The following is a 14,385-nucleotide window of genomic DNA, read 5'->3' on the forward strand; positions in this document are numbered from 1 at the left end:
TCGCAGGGTGTCCCGCGGGCCGGGCCCGGCAGATGTCGCGGGAGCGCGCGCCGGGCGCGCCCCGTCGGTGGCGTCCTCGGCGTCAGAGCGTCGCGGAGAGGGTCTTGGTGATGGCGTCGGACGCCTGCTTGGCGTTCCGCGCGATGTCGCCGCCCTGGAGCACCGCCGTCATGTACCGCTTGATGGGGTTGTCCAGCTCGACATTGGCCCAGCGGGGCGAGTTCGGGGTCGCCTTGCTGCCCGGGGCGCCGGCGCCGCGGGCCATGGCCTGGGCACTCTCGCCGGAGACCACCTTGCCGAGGGACCTCTTGTTGGGCACGTAGTTCATGGTGCGGGCGAGGTCGGTCTGCCACTTCTCGCTCGCGAGGGCCTTGACGACCTCGACGGCCTCGGCGCGGTTCTTCGCCTTGTCCGGGATGATCAGGTCGGAGCCGCCGGTGAAGACGGCGCCCGGCTTCTCGGCCTTCTTGCCCGGTATCGGGAAGTAGCCGAGCTTGCCCTTGAGGGCCGGATTGGCCTTGAGGATCTGGGCGGTGGCGCCGGGGGTGTCGATCAGCTGGGCCGCGTCGCCCTTGGCGAACACCCCGGCCTGGATCGGATTGCGCTCGTCGCCGGCCTTGGGGCCGCGGCCCAGGGCCTGCAGCTTCTGGTAGAACTTCATGCCCTTGACGGCGGCGGCGCTGTCCAGCTCGCCCTGCCAGGAGCCGCTGCGCTCGACGGCGAGTTCGCCGCCTTCCTCCCAGATGAAGCCCGCGAGGACGTACCAGTCCTGGCCGGGCAGATAGATCCCCTGGGTGCCGCCCTTGTTGAGCTTCTCGGTGACCTCGAGCCACTCCTTCTGGGTGGTGGGCAGCTCGGTGACGCCCGCGGCGCGGAAGAGGTCCTTGTTGTAGATGACGACGCGGTTGGCCGCGTACCAGGGGATGCCGTACTGGGCGCCGTCGATGTTCCCGGGCTCGGCGAGACCGGGCAGCCAGTCCTCCTGGCCGAGGTCCCGGGTGGACTCCACGGTCAGATCGGTCAGGGCGTCGGTCTCCGCGTACTGCGCGACCTGGGTATTGCCGACCTCGATGACCTCGGGGGTGTCCTTGCCCTCCAGGGCGGCGTTCACCTTCTTGCCGATGCCCGTCCAGTCCTGGAAGTCGAACTTCAGGTCGACGGACGGGTTGTCCTTCTCGTACTGCTTGGTGAAACGGTCGAGGAACTCGTCCGACGCGCTGTCCTTCATCAGCCAGATCTTCACCGTGGTCTTGTCGGACCCGGTGCCGGGGATGATTCCGCAGCCGGTGAGTGCGACAAGGCACACCAGTGCGACGGAAGTGGGGACAGGGCGGCTTCTCACAACGTTCACCTTATGGCATGAAAATGTGAACCCGATGGGGGGTATCGCGCTCAGGGACGCGCGGGGCGTGGCTGGATTTTGGTATGGACCAAAAGGCGAGGTCAACCCCCGAAGAGGCCTCGATCCGGACACCTCACCCACCGTTCACATCCGGAACGGGGTGGGGTGAGCGTACCGAGAGGAGAGCAAGCCCCATGCCGAATCACATCTATCGGGTCACCGAAATCGTCGGAACCTCCCCCGAGGGCCTCGATCAGGCCATCCGTAACGGTATCAACCGTGCGAATCAGACAGTGCGCGGGCTGGATTGGTTCGAGGTCACCGAGATGCGCGGCCATATCGCCGATGGGCGCGTGGACCACTACCAGGTCGGACTGAAGGTCGGCTTCCGGCTGGAGGACGGCGACTGACGGTCCGCCGTGCCGCCGCGGCCCGGCGCGGCGGCACCCCTATGTTTTTGGCCACAGGCATATGCGGACGGCGCCTCCATTTGTGAAACACGCATGTCGGGGCGGCGAGGGGTGGAACCGGTGTACGGCGCATACCGGCACGGCCGGGCGCGCCCCACCCGGATCGGGTGGGACCTGCCTTGCGCCGGGCCCGCGGTTCGCGTTCGGGTCGTTTCCCGCCGGGCCCGCGGCTCGGGTCCGGCCCGTTCACACCGGACCCGCGGCTCGGGTCCGGGCCGTTTCCCACCGCACCCCGCGGGTCAGGTACGGCCCGTCCGCTGCTGGGCCTCGCGCATCGCCGCGGTCGTGGTCCCGGCCGCCCAGTCCACCCGGACCACCGGGAACCCGGCCTGTTCGGCGGCGGCGCAGACGAGTTCGTCGTCGTCCACGAGCATCCGTATCGTGCGGCCCCGGCCGATGGCGCGCAGCACCTCCAGCTTGGTCACCCGGGCCGGTCTGCGGTCACCGCCGCGGCGCATCAGCAGCCGCCCCTCGGGCAGCCCCTGCGCGGCGAGCCAGGCGAGGGTGTCCTTGCGGCAGCGCTCCGGGCGGCCCGTCAGATAGACGACGACACACTCCTCGGCGGCTGCCAGACAGCGGGCGACGCCCTCCGGCAGCGGCGGATCGTGCGGCGCCCCGGCGAAGAAGGCGTCCCAGTCACGGGGGCGGGATTCGAGATGGTGCTGGCGGTGCCGGGCGTCCGCGAGGGTTCCGTCGATGTCGAAGACGGCCACGGGCCGGGATCCTGGGCGAGTCATCGCACAAGATTAGGCGCGGCGGTCCGCGCCGGGAGCGCTCGCGCCCCGGAGGCCCGGCCGATGGCAAGCGCCTAGAATCAGCCAACGTGCACCACCCTCATGACCCCTTTGTACGTGTTCGTGGCGCGCGGGAGCGCAATCTGCGCGATGTCGACGTGGATCTGCCGCGGGACGCCCTCGTGGTGTTCTGCGGTGTCTCCGGGTCGGGGAAGTCGTCCCTCGCCTTCGGCACGGTCTACGCCGAGGCCCAGCGCCGCTACTTCGAGTCCGTCGCCCCCTACGCCCGTCGGCTGATCCACCAGGTGGGGGCGCCGGTGGTGGGCGAGATCACCGGGCTGCCGCCCGCGGTCTCCCTGGAGCAGCGCCGTTCCGCGCCCTCGTCGCGTTCGTCGGTGGGGACGGTCACGACGCTCTCCAACTCGCTGCGGCTGCTGTTCTCCCGGGCGGGTGACTATCCGCCGGGCGCCGGGCGTCTCGACTCGGACGCCTTCTCGCCGAACACCGCCGCCGGTGCCTGCCCCGAGTGCCACGGTCTCGGCCTGGTCCACCGCACCGACGAGGATCTGCTGGTCCCCGATCCGTCCCGGTCGATCCGCGAGGGCGCGATCGAGGCCTGGCCGGGCGCGTGGCAGGGCAAGAACCTGCGCGATGTGCTGGACGCGCTGGGGTACGACGTCGACCGGCCGTGGCGGGAGCTGTCCGCCGCCGACCGGGAGTGGATCCTGTTCACCGACGAGCAGCCGGTGGTGACGGTGCATCCGGTCCGGGACGCGGACCGGATCCAGCGGCCGTACCAGGGGACGTACCAGAGCGCCCGGCGCTATGTGCTGCATACGTTCGCCACCTCGAAGAGCCGGACGCTCCGGGCCCGCGCGGAGCGCTTTCTGCGCTCGGCGCCGTGTGCGCGGTGCGGCGGTGCCCGGCTGCGGCCCGAGGCCCTGGCGGTGACCTTCGCGGGCCGGACGATCGCCGATCTGGCGGCCCTGCCGCTGGACGCGCTGGCCGGGGTGCTGGCGGCGGCGGACGGCGGTACGACGGCGCGGGTGCTGACGGCGGATCTGCTGGCGAGGATCGCCACCGTCACCGAACTCGGTCTGGGCTATCTCTCCGTCGACCGGCCCGCCCCCACCCTCTCCAGCGGTGAGCTGCAACGGCTGCGGCTCGCGACTCAGTTGCGGTCGGGGCTCTTCGGTGTGGTGTACGTCCTCGACGAGCCGTCGGCCGGGCTGCACCCGGCGGACACCCGGTCGCTGCTGGTCGTGCTGGAGCGGCTCAAGGCGGCGGGCAACTCGGTGTTCGTGGTGGAGCACCATCTGGATGTGATGCGGGCCGCGGACTGGATCGTCGACGTGGGTCCCGGCGCGGGCGAACACGGCGGGCGGGTGCTGCACAGCGGTCCGCCCGCCGGGCTGGCGGAGGTGGCGGATTCGGCGACCCGCCGCTTCCTCTTCGGCGACGGTACGGCGGCGGGGAAGGCGGGGCGGCGGGGGCGCGAGCCGTCGGAGTGGCTGTCCCTGGGCCCGGTGACCCGGCACAATCTGCGCGGCGTACGGGTCCGGATCCCGCTCGGTGTGCTGACCGCGGTCACCGGCGTCTCGGGGTCCGGCAAGTCGACGCTCGTCGGCGAGATCACCGCGGACGTGCCCGGGGTGGGGCGGCTGGTGACGGTGGACCAGAAGCCGATCGGCCGTACGCCCCGGTCCAACCTCGCCACCTATACAGGGCTCTTCGACACGGTCCGCAAGCTCTTCGCGGCCACCGACGAGGCCCGGGCGCGCGGCTTCGGCGCGGGCCGGTTCTCGTTCAATGTCGCGGGCGGGCGGTGCGAGGAGTGCCAGGGCGAGGGTTTCGTCGCGGTGGAGCTGCTGTTCCTGCCGAGTACGTACGCGCCGTGCCCGGTCTGCGGGGGCGCCCGGTACAACGAGGAGACGCTCGCGGTACGGCACCGGGGCCTGACGGTCGCGGAGGTGCTGGCTCTGACGGTGGAGGCGGCGGCGGAGCGGTTCGCGGACGTCCCGGCGGCGGCCCGGAGCCTGACCACCCTGCTCGACGTGGGTCTGGGCCATCTGCGGCTCGGGCAGCCCGCGACCGAGCTGTCCGGCGGCGAGGCGCAGCGGATCAAGCTGGCGAGCGAGTTGCAGCGGCCGCGCCGTGAGCGGACGGTGTACGTACTCGACGAGCCGACCGCCGGGCTGCACCCGGCGGATGTCGAGGTACTGATGCGGCAGCTGAACGGGCTGGTGGACACGGGCCACTCGGTGGTCGTGGTGGAGCACGACATGTCGGTGGTCGCGGACGCGGACTGGGTGGTGGACCTGGGTCCCGGCGGCGGCGACGCGGGCGGGCGGGTGGTCGCCGCCGGCACCCCCGCCGAGGTGGCGTCGGCCGCGGAGAGCCGTACGGCGCCCTGGCTGGCGCGGGTACTGGAGGTACGGACACCCCGCTGACCGGGCCGGCGGGGTGCGGACACCCCGCCGGCCGGGTGTCAGCGCTTGGCGCGGCGGGTGGCCCGCAGCCACTCCTTGTTCATCGCGGAGATCGACGGCAGCGGGATGCCCTTGGGGCAGGCCGTCGCGCACTCGCCGGTGAGGGTGCAGCCGCCGAAGCCCTCGTCGTCCATGGTCGCGACCATGTCGAGGACCCGGTCCTCCCGCTCGGGCGCGCCCTGCGGCAGCACATTGAGGTGGTTGATCTTCGCCGAGGTGAAGAGCATCGCCGAGCCGTTGGGGCAGGCCGCCACACAGGCGCCGCAGCCGATGCATTCGGCGTGCTCGAAGGCGAAGTCGGCGTCGGCCTTGGGTACGGGGGTGGCGTGGGCCTCGGGCGCCGAGCCGGTGGGCGCGGAGATGTAGCCGCCCGCCTGGATGATCCGGTCGAAGGCGGAGCGGTCCACGACCAGGTCCTTGACGACCGGGAAGGCGGCGGCCCGCCACGGCTCGACGTCGATGGTGTCGCCGTCGGCGAAGGAGCGCATATGGAGCTGGCAGGTGGTGGTCCGCTCGGGGCCGTGGGCGTCGCCGTTGATAACCAGGCTGCACGCGCCGCAGATGCCCTCGCGGCAGTCGTGGTCGAAGGCGACGGGGTCGTCGCCGCGGAGGATCAGCTCCTCGTTGAGGGTGTCGAGCATCTCCAGGAACGACATGTCGGGGGAGATGTCGTCGACCTCGTAGACGGCCATGGCGCCGGGGGCGTCGGGACGCCGCTGGCGCCAGACGCGGAGGGTGAGCCTCATGCGTAGCTCCGCTGGGTGGGGTGGACGTATTCGAAGACGAGGGCCTCCTTGTGGAGGACGGGGGCGCGCCGGTCGCGGGGGAACTCCCAGGCGGCGACGTAGCCGAACTCCTCGTCCCGGCGGGCGGCCTCGCCGTCCGGGGTCCGGGACTCCTCGCGGAAGTGGCCGCCGCAGGACTCGGCGCGGTGCAGCGCGTCGAGGCACATCAGCTCGGCGAGCTCCAGATAGTCGACGACGCGGTTGGCCTTCTCCAGCGACTGGTTGAACTCCTCGCCGCTGCCCGGCACCTTGATCCGCTGCCAGAACTCCTCACGGATCCGCGGGATCCGCTCCAGGGCCTTGCGGAGTCCCTCCTCGGTGCGGGACATCCCGCAGTACTCCCACATCAGTTCGCCCAGCTCGCGGTGGAAGGAGTCGGGGGTGCGGTCGCCGTCGACGGCGAGCAGCAGATTGATCCGGTCCTCGGTCTCGGCGACGACCTCGGTGACCTCGGGGTGGGAGGCGTCGGGCCGCTCGCCCGGCGGGGTGCGGGCGAGGTAGTCGTTGATGGTGGACGGCAGGACGAAGTAGCCGTCGGCGAGTCCCTGCATCAGCGCGGAGGCGCCGAGCCGGTTGGCCCCGTGGTCGGAGAAGTTGGCCTCGCCGATCGCGAAGAGCCCGGGGACCGTGGTCCTGAGGTCGTAGTCGACCCACAGTCCGCCCATGGTGTAGTGGACGGCGGGGTAGATCCGCATGGGGACCTCGTACGGGTTCTCGGCGGTGATCCGCTCGTACATATCGAAGAGGTTGCCGTACTTCTCGGCGACCTTGTCGCGGCCCATGCGGCGGATCGCGTCGGCGAAGTCGAGATAGACGCCCTGTCCGCCCGGGCCGACGCCCCGGCCCTCGTCGCAGACGTTCTTCGCGGCCCGGGAGGCGATGTCGCGGGGCACCAGATTGCCGAAGGAGGGGTAGATGCGCTCCAGGTAGTAGTCGCGTTCGTCCTCGGGGATCTCGCCGGGCGGCCGGGTGTCGCCGTGTGCCTTGGGGACCCAGATCCGTCCGTCGTTGCGCAGCGACTCGCTCATGAGGGTCAGCTTCGACTGGTGGTCACCGGTGCGGGGGATGCAGGTGGGGTGGATCTGGGTGAAGCAGGGGTTGCCGAAGTACGCGCCGCGGCGGTGGGCCCGCCAGATCGCGGTGGCGTTGGAGTTCATGGCGTTGGTCGACAGATAGAAGACGTTGCCGTAGCCGCCGGTCGCCAGGACGACCGCGTCGGCGAAGTGGGTGGAGATCTCGCCGGTGATCAGGTCCCGGGCGACGATGCCGCGGGCCCGTCCCCCGACCACGATCAGATCGAGCATCTCGGTCCGCGGGTGCATGGTGACGGTGCCCGCCGCGATCTGCCGCGACAGGGCCTGGTACGCGCCGAGGAGGAGTTGCTGCCCGGTCTGGCCGCGGGCGTAGAAGGTACGGGAGACCTGGACGCCGCCGAAGGAGCGGGTGTCGAGGAGTCCGCCGTACTCCCGGGCGAACGGCACGCCCTGGGCCACGCACTGGTCGATGATCTCCACGGAGATCTGGGCGAGCCGGTGCACATTGGACTCCCTGGCCCGGAAGTCGCCGCCTTTGACGGTGTCGTAGAAGAGCCGGTGGATCGAGTCGCCGTCGTTGCGGTAGTTCTTGGCCGCGTTGATGCCGCCCTGGGCGGCGATGGAGTGGGCCCGGCGGGGCGAGTCCTGGTAGCAGAACTGCTCGACGTGGTAGCCCTGTTCGCCGAGGGTGGCGCCGGCCGCGCCGCCGGCGAGCCCGGTGCCCACCACGATGACGGTGTGCTTGCGCCGGTTGGCCGGGTTGACCAGCTTGGCCTCGAAGCGGCGGCGGTCCCAGCGTTCGGCGATCGGCCCGTCGGGCGCCCGGGTGTCGGTGATCGGGGCGCCGGTCTCGTACTCCGCGTAACTCATTCAGCTCACCACTCCGGTCATGACGCCGACGGGTACGGCGACGAAGCCCGCGGTCAGGACGAGCGCGAGTCCGTTGGCGACGGCCTTGAGGGCGCGGTCGCGGCCGGCGCTGCCCGCGCCGAGGGTCTGGGCGGCGCTCCAGAAGCCGTGCCGGATATGCAGTCCGACGGCGGCCATCGCCGTCAGATAGATGACGTTGCCGTACCAGGTCGAGAAGGTGGCGACGACGTTCTCGTACGGCTTCCCCGGCTCGGCGTTCTCGTTCACGGTGAGGGTCGTGAGGTCGAGGATGTGCCAGACCACGAACAGGACGATGATCACCCCGCCCCAGCGCATGGTGCGGGTGGCGTAGCTCGCCCGCCGCCGCCGGTGGGCGTAGCCGGTGGGCCGGGCCTTGATGTCGCGCCGGCTGAGCTGGTAGGCGCTGACGCCGTGGGCGACGATCGCGGCGAGCAGCCCGATCCGTACCAGCCACAGGGCCCACTCGTGGTGCAGCACGGGCGCGCCCATGGTCCGCAGCCAATGGCCGTAGGCGTTGAACTCCTCGGGCCCGAAGAAGACCTTCATATTGCCCATCACATGCGCGACCAGATAGCCGAGCATGATCAGACCGCTGACGGCCATGACGGCCTTCTTGCCGATGGTGGAGCCCCAGAACGAGCGTGGGGGGCGGGTCCCCGGTGTCCGTTTTCGGTCCGTACGCGTTGCCACAGCCATGTCCGGAACGGTAGACGCGTACCTGACCAGTGGTCCAAGACATGATCCGGCTGATCTCCATAGGCATCCCCTATGGTCGTGGTTAGGCTGGGGTCATGCAGTTCCAGCAGCTTCTGTACTTCGTGGCCGTGGCGGAGACCCGGCACTTCACCCGGGCCGCCGAGCGGGTCCATGTGTCGCAGCCGTCGCTCTCCCAGCAGGTGCGGGCGCTGGAGAAGGAGCTGGGGGCGGAGCTGTTCAGCCGGGCCCGGGGCAATATCGGGCTGACCGAGGCGGGCGAGGCGCTGCTGCCGCTGGCCCGGCGCATCCTGGAGGACGCGGACACCGCCCGGCACGAGGTACAGGAGCTGGCCCGGCTGCGCCGGGGACGGGTACGGCTGGGGGCCACTCCGAGTCTCTGCACCGGACTGCTCCCGGACGTCCTGCGCGCCTTCCACGACCGGCATCCCGGGATCCGGCTGCTGATCGACGAGGGCGGATCGCACGATCTGGTGCGCAGGCTGGCGCGGGGCGCGCTCGATCTGGCGCTGATCGTGCTGCCGCTGCCGCCCGCTTCACCGGCCCTGACGACGGTCGAGCTGCTGCGCGAGGATCTGGTGGTGGTGTCGTCGGCGGCGGCCGGGGCCCCGCCGGACCCGGTCCGGATCGCCGATCTGCGGGAGGTCCCGCTGGTGATGTTCCGGCACGGCTACGACCTGCGGGAACTGACGGTCGCCGCCTGCCGGGCCGCGGGCTTCGAGCCGTCGTTCACCGTGGAGGGCGGGGAGATGGACGCGGTGCTCGGCTTCGTCCGCGCGGGGCTCGGGGCGGCCGTGGTGCCCCGGATGGTCGCGGACCGCTCGGGCCCGGACCTCCGGGTGACCCCGCTGGCCCCGCCGGGGCTGCGGCGGACGATCGCCCTGGCGCACCGGAGCGATGTGGCGCCGCCCCGGGCGGCCCGGGAGCTCCAGCGGATCCTGCTGGCGACGGTGTCGGGCGGCCCGGCGGAGCGCTGAGCCGCCGTGTCGCCTGCGGCGGGCGGTTCGGGCGTCTCCGGGCGGGACCGGGCGGCACCGTGACGCGGTCGGCGGTCCCCGGCGGTCCGGCCCGCCGTACGCGGAGCCCCGCCGGGGCGCCCGGCTCTCCGTGGCCCCCGGCTGTAAGCCCGCCGTACGCCACGGCTGCTGTCATACGCCCCGCGGTACGCCGCCCCGGCCGCCGCGACTCAGATCGCGTCGGCCAGGGAGAGCGTGTGGAGCTTGTCCGGCGGCCCCGGGCGGGCGTAGTACCAGCCCTGGGCGGTGTCGCAGCCCAGTTCGCGCAGCTGGTCGGCCTGGACCCCGGTCTCCACGCCCTCGACGGTGACGGCGAGTTCGAGGCTGTGCGCCAGGGAGACGATCCCCTCGACGATCTTCAGATCGACCGGGTCAACGGGCGCCTGCTGCATGCCCTTGGTGAAGGAGCGGTCGAGCTTGAGGACGCTCACCGGCAGCCGCCGCAGATTGGCCAGGTTGGAGTAGCCGGTGCCGAAGTCGTCGAGGGCGATGTCCACACCCAGCTCCGCGAGCTGGCGGAGCGGCTTGAGCAGCCCCTCGTCGGCTCCTATCAACGCGGACTCGGTGACCTCCAGGCAGAGCGCGCCGGGGGCGAGCCCCGCGCGTTCGAGGACCGCGACCGTGTCGGTGACCAGACCGGGGTGCTGGAGCTGGGCCGGCGACAGGTTGACATTGATCCGCAGCGGGACGCCGTCGGCGTACATCTCCTGCCAGTGGCATGCCTGGCGCACCGCCTCCTGGAGCACCCAGCGGCCCAGCGGCACGATGAGACCGGTGTGCTCGGCGAGCGGGATGAACTGATCGGGGCCGAGGACTCCGTGCTGGGGGTGGGACCACCGCACCAGCGCCTCGGCGCCGTGCACCCGGCCGTCGCCCATGTCGACCAGCGGCTGGTACTCGATGAAGAACTCGCCGCGTTCCAGCGCCGCGGGCAGGGCGGTGGTCAGCCCGTGCCGGGTGATCGCCCGCTGGTCCAGCTCGGGATCGGCCATCTCGAAGCGGTTGCCGCCGCGCGCCTTGGCCCGGTACATGGTGATGTCGGCGCTGCGCAGCACCTCGGCTGTGGTGCGCTCCCCCGCCGGGCCCTCGACGATGCCGATGGAACCGCGGACGGTGAACTCCCGGCCGTCGACGAGGACGGGGGTGCCGAGGGCGCCGAGGATCCGGGCGGCCAGCTCACCGACCTCGTACTCGGTATCGGGTCCGGTGGTCAGGGCGACGAACTCGTCGCCGCCGAGCCTGGCCACCATCTCGCCGGGCGCGGTGGCACAGCTCTGGAGCCGGTCGGCGACCTCGACCAGCAGCCGGTCACCGGTGGCGTGGCCGAGGCTGTCGTTGATGGCCTTGAAGCCGTCGAGGTCGAGGTAGCAGAGCCCGAACCTGGCCTCGCCCGCGCCGTCGGGACCGGCCGCCGCCGCGGAGTTGCCGGGACCGGTCCCGGCGAGGGCCTTCTCCAGGCGCTCGAAGAAGAGCGTACGGTTGGGCAGTCCGGTGAGGGCGTCGTGGGTGGCCTCGTACCGCAGCCGGAGGTTGAGCAGCCGCCGCTCGGTGGTGTCCTCCAGCAGGGCCAGCAGATACTGCGGCCGTCCCTCCGGGTCCCGCAGCAGGGACATCGTCAGATTGGTCCACAGCGCGGTGCCGTCGTCGCGGAAGAACGGCTTCTCGACCCGGAAGTGCTCCCGCTCGCCGCGCTTCAGCTCCCGGTAGAGCTGGGCCACGTGCGGCCGGTCCTCGGGGTGGGTCCACTCGGTGATCTTCTTGCCGCGCACATGGTGTTCGAGCCCGCCGAACATCCGGGTGAGGGTCTCGTTGACCTCGACGACCGTACCGTCGATCTCGGCGACGCCGATCCCGATCGCGGCGCCCTCGAAGACGGCCCGCAGCCGGGTCTCGGTGGCGTGCAGGGCGTGCACCGCGTCGGTACGGGCGGTCAGCGCCGAACGGGCCACGGCCTCCTGCTCGGCGAGGGTCCGGTCCCGCAGCCCGGCCGCGAACCCGGCCGCCACGGCGTGCTGGAGGCGGGCACAGCGGGTCCGGCCGTCCTCGACCGTCAGCTCCTCGTCGCCCGCGTCGCCGCTGTACAGCACCAGATAGGCGTCGATGACTCCCAGGGTGCGGGTCAGCGCGTCGGGGTCGGTGCAGTGGGCGTCGACCAGGGCCGCGCCGACCGCGTGGGCCGGGCCCGGGTCGAAGGGGTGGGCGTGCAGCAGCCCGCAGAGGCCGCGGGCGAGCGGCAGCAGATGTTCCTCGACCTCGTTACGGGTCAAGGAGGTCGCCGTCACGGGGAAGACGGCACGGCTCCAGATGGTCGCGAAACGGCGGAGTCTGTCCTCGAGACCGTCCGGGTCCGCCGTGGGACCCGTCGCCTGCGACGGCGCCATCACGCCTTGCGCCCCACCCCTGCGTAGCTTGAGAAGGCATATGGGTCCTCCTGCTCGGCTGGGGCGTCCGGCCGCCAGTGCGGCGTGAACACCAGTCCGGGCTCGACCATCTCGTACCCCTCGAAGAACCGAGCGATGTGCTCTTGTGAACGCAATGTCAGTGGACTGCGGATGTCACGGTAGACCCCCAGGGCGCCTTCCGTCTGCTCCTGGGACACCGGGACACTGTCATATGCCGCATGGGTGAGGACGATCAGGCTGTCCGGCGGGAGCGCCGCGCCCAACTCCCGTACCGCGCCGTACGGGTCGTCCGCGTCCTCGACGAAGGGAAGCACGCCGAGCAGCAGCAGCGCCACCGGGCCGGGCGCCGCGAGCAGGGCGGCGACCTCGGGGAGGTCGAGGATCTGGCGGGGTCTGCGCAGGTCGGCGGCGGCAACGGTGATCCGCGGATCGCCGTCGGCGACCTCCCGGCCATGGGCGACGGCGACCGGGTCGTGGTCCAGGTGGACGACCCGGCAGCCGGGGTCCGCGGCCCGGGCGACCTGATGCGCGTTGCCGTACGAGACGATCCCGCAGCCGATGTCGAGGAAGCGGGTCACCCCCTGTCCGACGGCCCAGGTCACCGCGCGGCGCATGAACGCCCGGTCCGCCTGGACGGATTTGGGCAGTCCCGGCAGATACTCCAGGGCCCGGCGTGCGGCCGCCCGGTCGGCGGCGAAGTTGTGGGAGCCGCCCGCGTAGTAGTCGTACATCCGGGCCACACTCGGCATCGAGGTGTCGATGCCGGGCGGGGCCCAGGCAGCACGCTCCATCGATGTCTCCAACCGGGGTCGACCAGGCCGCCATACGGTGCCTCCGGCCGTGTCCGCGGCCGGTGTTCGAGCCGAGGCTACTGATCGGCCGTCGATTGGGCGAGTCCAAACGGAAATCGACGACCCGTTCTTCGTCACACCCGGGGCCCCGATCGCCTTGCCCCGCGGGCTGACCGCGTACCAGGTGCCGCCCGCGTCGCGCCCGTTGGTGCCGCCCCGTTCGCGGTCGCCCGCGAAGGTGGGGAGGGCCACCGGGGGATGGTCCGCCGGGCGATTTCGTCCGGGCGGTCCCGAAGGTGACGAAGTCCCTCCGGAGGATGCCCTCGGTGTCGTTCTTGTTGACGGGGCGACGACGGGCCACTTCTCCGGACGCTTCCCGGCGCGGGCCGATTCCCCGGGCCGGGCGGAATCCTCGAGAAGGCGGCGGACCGTCCCTCGGGCCCGGTTCACGACGATCTCGCCGGGCTCCGGATCCACGCGGGTGGACAGGTCCGGCGGCTCGGCGGGGCGCCGGCGGCACGGGTGCCCGCGCCGACGAGGGCGGGCCGAATCCGGGCGCGCGGCGCTCGCGCCGTCCGCGGGGACCACCGGCCCGACCTTCGCACCATCGCCTTCGCAACGGGATCCGGGCGGCGAAGCGGTGCCCTCGTCGCAGCGGTGGAGGGAGGCACCCCGGCCCCGGCGCAGACTCCGCCGAACGCGCCGGGCGGCGGGGGTCGCGCGGGTCGCGTATCGGGGCGACACGCCGTCCGTGTCCCTCGCCCGGCGGACACGGATGACCCGTTCGCCCGGCACCGATCGCGGCCGGATGGGGGCACTCCTAGCGTTTCGGACATCGAGGGGCCGTTTACGGCGTCATGTGGAAACCGCTTCCGCGGCTGCTCCTCGGGGACCCGGAGGATTGACCATGCGTGCGATACGTGCCGCGTCCGCCGCTCTGCTGGGGGCGACCGTCCTGGCCCTGGCCGCCCCCGTGGCCCGGGCGGGCGGCGACGGCGACCCCCGATTCACCGTCACTCCGTCGACGGTCGCGCCCGGGGGCCGGGTGGCGCTCACCGCGAGCGGCTGCGCGAGCACGGCGACGGCGACCTCGGGCGTGTTCGACGCGGCGACGATCCGTCCGGGGACCTCGGCGACGGCGACCGTGGACGGTGACGCCCGCCGCGGCGCCCAGTACTCGATCCGGTTCACCTGCGGAGACGCCCAGCGGACCGTCATTCTGACGATCTCCGGCGGCACGGCGAGTCCGACCATCAGCACGACGGTACGGCCGCCGGCGGTGCCGTCCCCGACGGTGACCCGTACGGCGACACCCACGGCGACGGCCACCCCGATTCCGGCCCCGACACCCAAGGCGACGGCAACGGCACCGCGTACCGCTACGGCGACCGCGACACCCGTCCCGCAGGGCGTACGCGGCGGACTCGGGGGCAGTGTCACGGGCGGAGCGGGTCCGGTCGAGTTCGCGGCCGGGGCGGCGCTCGTCCTGGCGGCCGTCACGGCGACGACGGTGGTCCTGCGCCGCGGGACCGGCGCACGCCGCCGCTGAAGTCGGCTCACCCCGGCGGTTCGGGACCGGGCCCGGTCCGGTCCCGGGGGGTGATGGGGGGCGGGGAAGTCACCCCGACGCCGGGGCGCGGCCCAACCGCGGCGGCCCCCCCCCGGGGGGGTGGGTAGTATAAAAAAAAAACAGCCCACCAGAACATAGGGATTAGAG

11 protein-coding genes are annotated in these 14,385 nt (G+C 72.1%); 4 read left to right on the forward strand and 7 right to left on the reverse strand.

Annotated features, from left to right (window positions below):
* Positions 1-82: 82 nt before the first annotated feature.
* Positions 83-1,342, reverse strand: a complete 1,260-nt coding sequence (locus tag ACFXG1_RS08155) for an extracellular solute-binding protein (RefSeq protein WP_384715602.1) — start codon at positions 1,340-1,342, stop codon at positions 83-85.
* Between the two features lie 194 nt (positions 1,343-1,536).
* Here ACFXG1_RS08155 and ACFXG1_RS08160 point away from each other — a divergent pair, with 194 nt between their 5' ends.
* The gene (locus tag ACFXG1_RS08160; RefSeq protein WP_384715605.1) at positions 1,537-1,752 is read left to right on the forward strand and encodes a dodecin; all 216 of its coding nucleotides are present in this window, start codon (positions 1,537-1,539) and stop codon (positions 1,750-1,752) included.
* A gap of 299 nt (positions 1,753-2,051) precedes the next feature.
* On the opposite strand, the gene ACFXG1_RS08165 is transcribed toward ACFXG1_RS08160, so the two are convergent.
* Positions 2,052-2,549 (reverse strand): hypothetical protein, encoded by a 498-nt coding sequence (locus ACFXG1_RS08165; RefSeq protein WP_384741676.1) that lies wholly within the window; start codon positions 2,547-2,549, stop codon positions 2,052-2,054.
* Between the two features lie 86 nt (positions 2,550-2,635).
* Here ACFXG1_RS08165 and ACFXG1_RS08170 point away from each other — a divergent pair, with 86 nt between their 5' ends.
* Positions 2,636-4,996: an ATP-binding cassette domain-containing protein gene (locus ACFXG1_RS08170; protein ID WP_384741678.1), complete on the forward strand. Its 2,361-nt coding sequence runs from the start codon at positions 2,636-2,638 to the stop codon at positions 4,994-4,996.
* A gap of 38 nt (positions 4,997-5,034) precedes the next feature.
* Here ACFXG1_RS08170 and ACFXG1_RS08175 read toward each other — a convergent pair whose 3' ends face one another.
* The 3 genes from ACFXG1_RS08175 to ACFXG1_RS08185 are packed head-to-tail and all read right to left on the reverse strand — an operon-like array spanning position 5,035 to position 8,441.
* Complete coding sequence (locus tag ACFXG1_RS08175) at positions 5,035-5,781, reverse strand: succinate dehydrogenase/fumarate reductase iron-sulfur subunit (RefSeq protein ID WP_384741680.1); 747 nt, start codon at positions 5,779-5,781, stop codon at positions 5,035-5,037.
* Positions 5,778-7,724 (reverse strand): fumarate reductase/succinate dehydrogenase flavoprotein subunit, encoded by a 1,947-nt coding sequence (locus tag ACFXG1_RS08180; protein WP_384741681.1) that lies wholly within the window; start codon positions 7,722-7,724, stop codon positions 5,778-5,780. The genes ACFXG1_RS08175 and ACFXG1_RS08180 overlap by 4 nt, the downstream gene beginning before the upstream one ends.
* Positions 7,725-8,441: a succinate dehydrogenase gene (locus ACFXG1_RS08185; RefSeq protein ID WP_384715808.1), complete on the reverse strand. Its 717-nt coding sequence runs from the start codon at positions 8,439-8,441 to the stop codon at positions 7,725-7,727.
* A gap of 95 nt (positions 8,442-8,536) precedes the next feature.
* On the opposite strand from ACFXG1_RS08185, the gene ACFXG1_RS08190 reads away from it, so the two are divergent.
* Positions 8,537-9,436, forward strand: a complete 900-nt coding sequence (locus ACFXG1_RS08190) for a LysR family transcriptional regulator (protein WP_384741683.1) — start codon at positions 8,537-8,539, stop codon at positions 9,434-9,436.
* 209 nt (positions 9,437-9,645) lie between these two features.
* Here the strand turns inward: ACFXG1_RS08190 and ACFXG1_RS08195 are convergent, their stop codons facing one another.
* Both ACFXG1_RS08195 and ACFXG1_RS08200 read right to left on the reverse strand, forming a co-directional pair.
* The gene (locus ACFXG1_RS08195; protein ID WP_384715814.1) at positions 9,646-11,856 is read right to left on the reverse strand and encodes a putative bifunctional diguanylate cyclase/phosphodiesterase; all 2,211 of its coding nucleotides are present in this window, start codon (positions 11,854-11,856) and stop codon (positions 9,646-9,648) included.
* Positions 11,856-12,668, reverse strand: a complete 813-nt coding sequence (locus ACFXG1_RS08200; RefSeq protein ID WP_384715817.1) for an SAM-dependent methyltransferase — start codon at positions 12,666-12,668, stop codon at positions 11,856-11,858. Before ACFXG1_RS08200 ends, ACFXG1_RS08195 begins: the two co-directional genes overlap by 1 nt.
* 907 nt (positions 12,669-13,575) lie before the next feature.
* On the opposite strand from ACFXG1_RS08200, the gene ACFXG1_RS08205 reads away from it, so the two are divergent.
* Positions 13,576-14,217, forward strand: a complete 642-nt coding sequence (locus tag ACFXG1_RS08205) for a hypothetical protein (protein WP_384724471.1) — start codon at positions 13,576-13,578, stop codon at positions 14,215-14,217.
* Positions 14,218-14,385 lie beyond the last annotated feature (168 nt).

The organism is Streptomyces sp. NPDC059248, assembly GCF_042753905.1.
In the GTDB taxonomy this organism is placed as follows: Bacteria; Actinomycetota; Actinomycetes; order Streptomycetales; family Streptomycetaceae; genus Streptomyces.

Bases quoted from the DNA above. Each gene is read 5' to 3' on its own strand.
- ACFXG1_RS08160 (WP_384715605.1), top strand. From the start codon at position 1,537: ATGCCGAATCACATCTATCGGGTCACCGAAATCGTCGGAACCTCCCCC.
- ACFXG1_RS08165 (WP_384741676.1), bottom strand. From the start codon at position 2,549: ATGACTCGCCCAGGATCCCGGCCCGTGGCCGTCTTCGACATCGACGGA.
- ACFXG1_RS08175 (WP_384741680.1), bottom strand. From the start codon at position 5,781: ATGAGGCTCACCCTCCGCGTCTGGCGCCAGCGGCGTCCCGACGCCCCC.
- ACFXG1_RS08180 (WP_384741681.1), bottom strand. From the start codon at position 7,724: ATGAGTTACGCGGAGTACGAGACCGGCGCCCCGATCACCGACACCCGG.
- ACFXG1_RS08185 (WP_384715808.1), bottom strand. From the start codon at position 8,441: ATGGCTGTGGCAACGCGTACGGACCGAAAACGGACACCGGGGACCCGC.
- ACFXG1_RS08190 (WP_384741683.1), top strand. From the start codon at position 8,537: ATGCAGTTCCAGCAGCTTCTGTACTTCGTGGCCGTGGCGGAGACCCGG.
- ACFXG1_RS08195 (WP_384715814.1), bottom strand. From the start codon at position 11,856: ATGGCGCCGTCGCAGGCGACGGGTCCCACGGCGGACCCGGACGGTCTC.
- ACFXG1_RS08200 (WP_384715817.1), bottom strand. From the start codon at position 12,668: ATGGAGCGTGCTGCCTGGGCCCCGCCCGGCATCGACACCTCGATGCCG.
- ACFXG1_RS08205 (WP_384724471.1), top strand. From the start codon at position 13,576: ATGCGTGCGATACGTGCCGCGTCCGCCGCTCTGCTGGGGGCGACCGTC.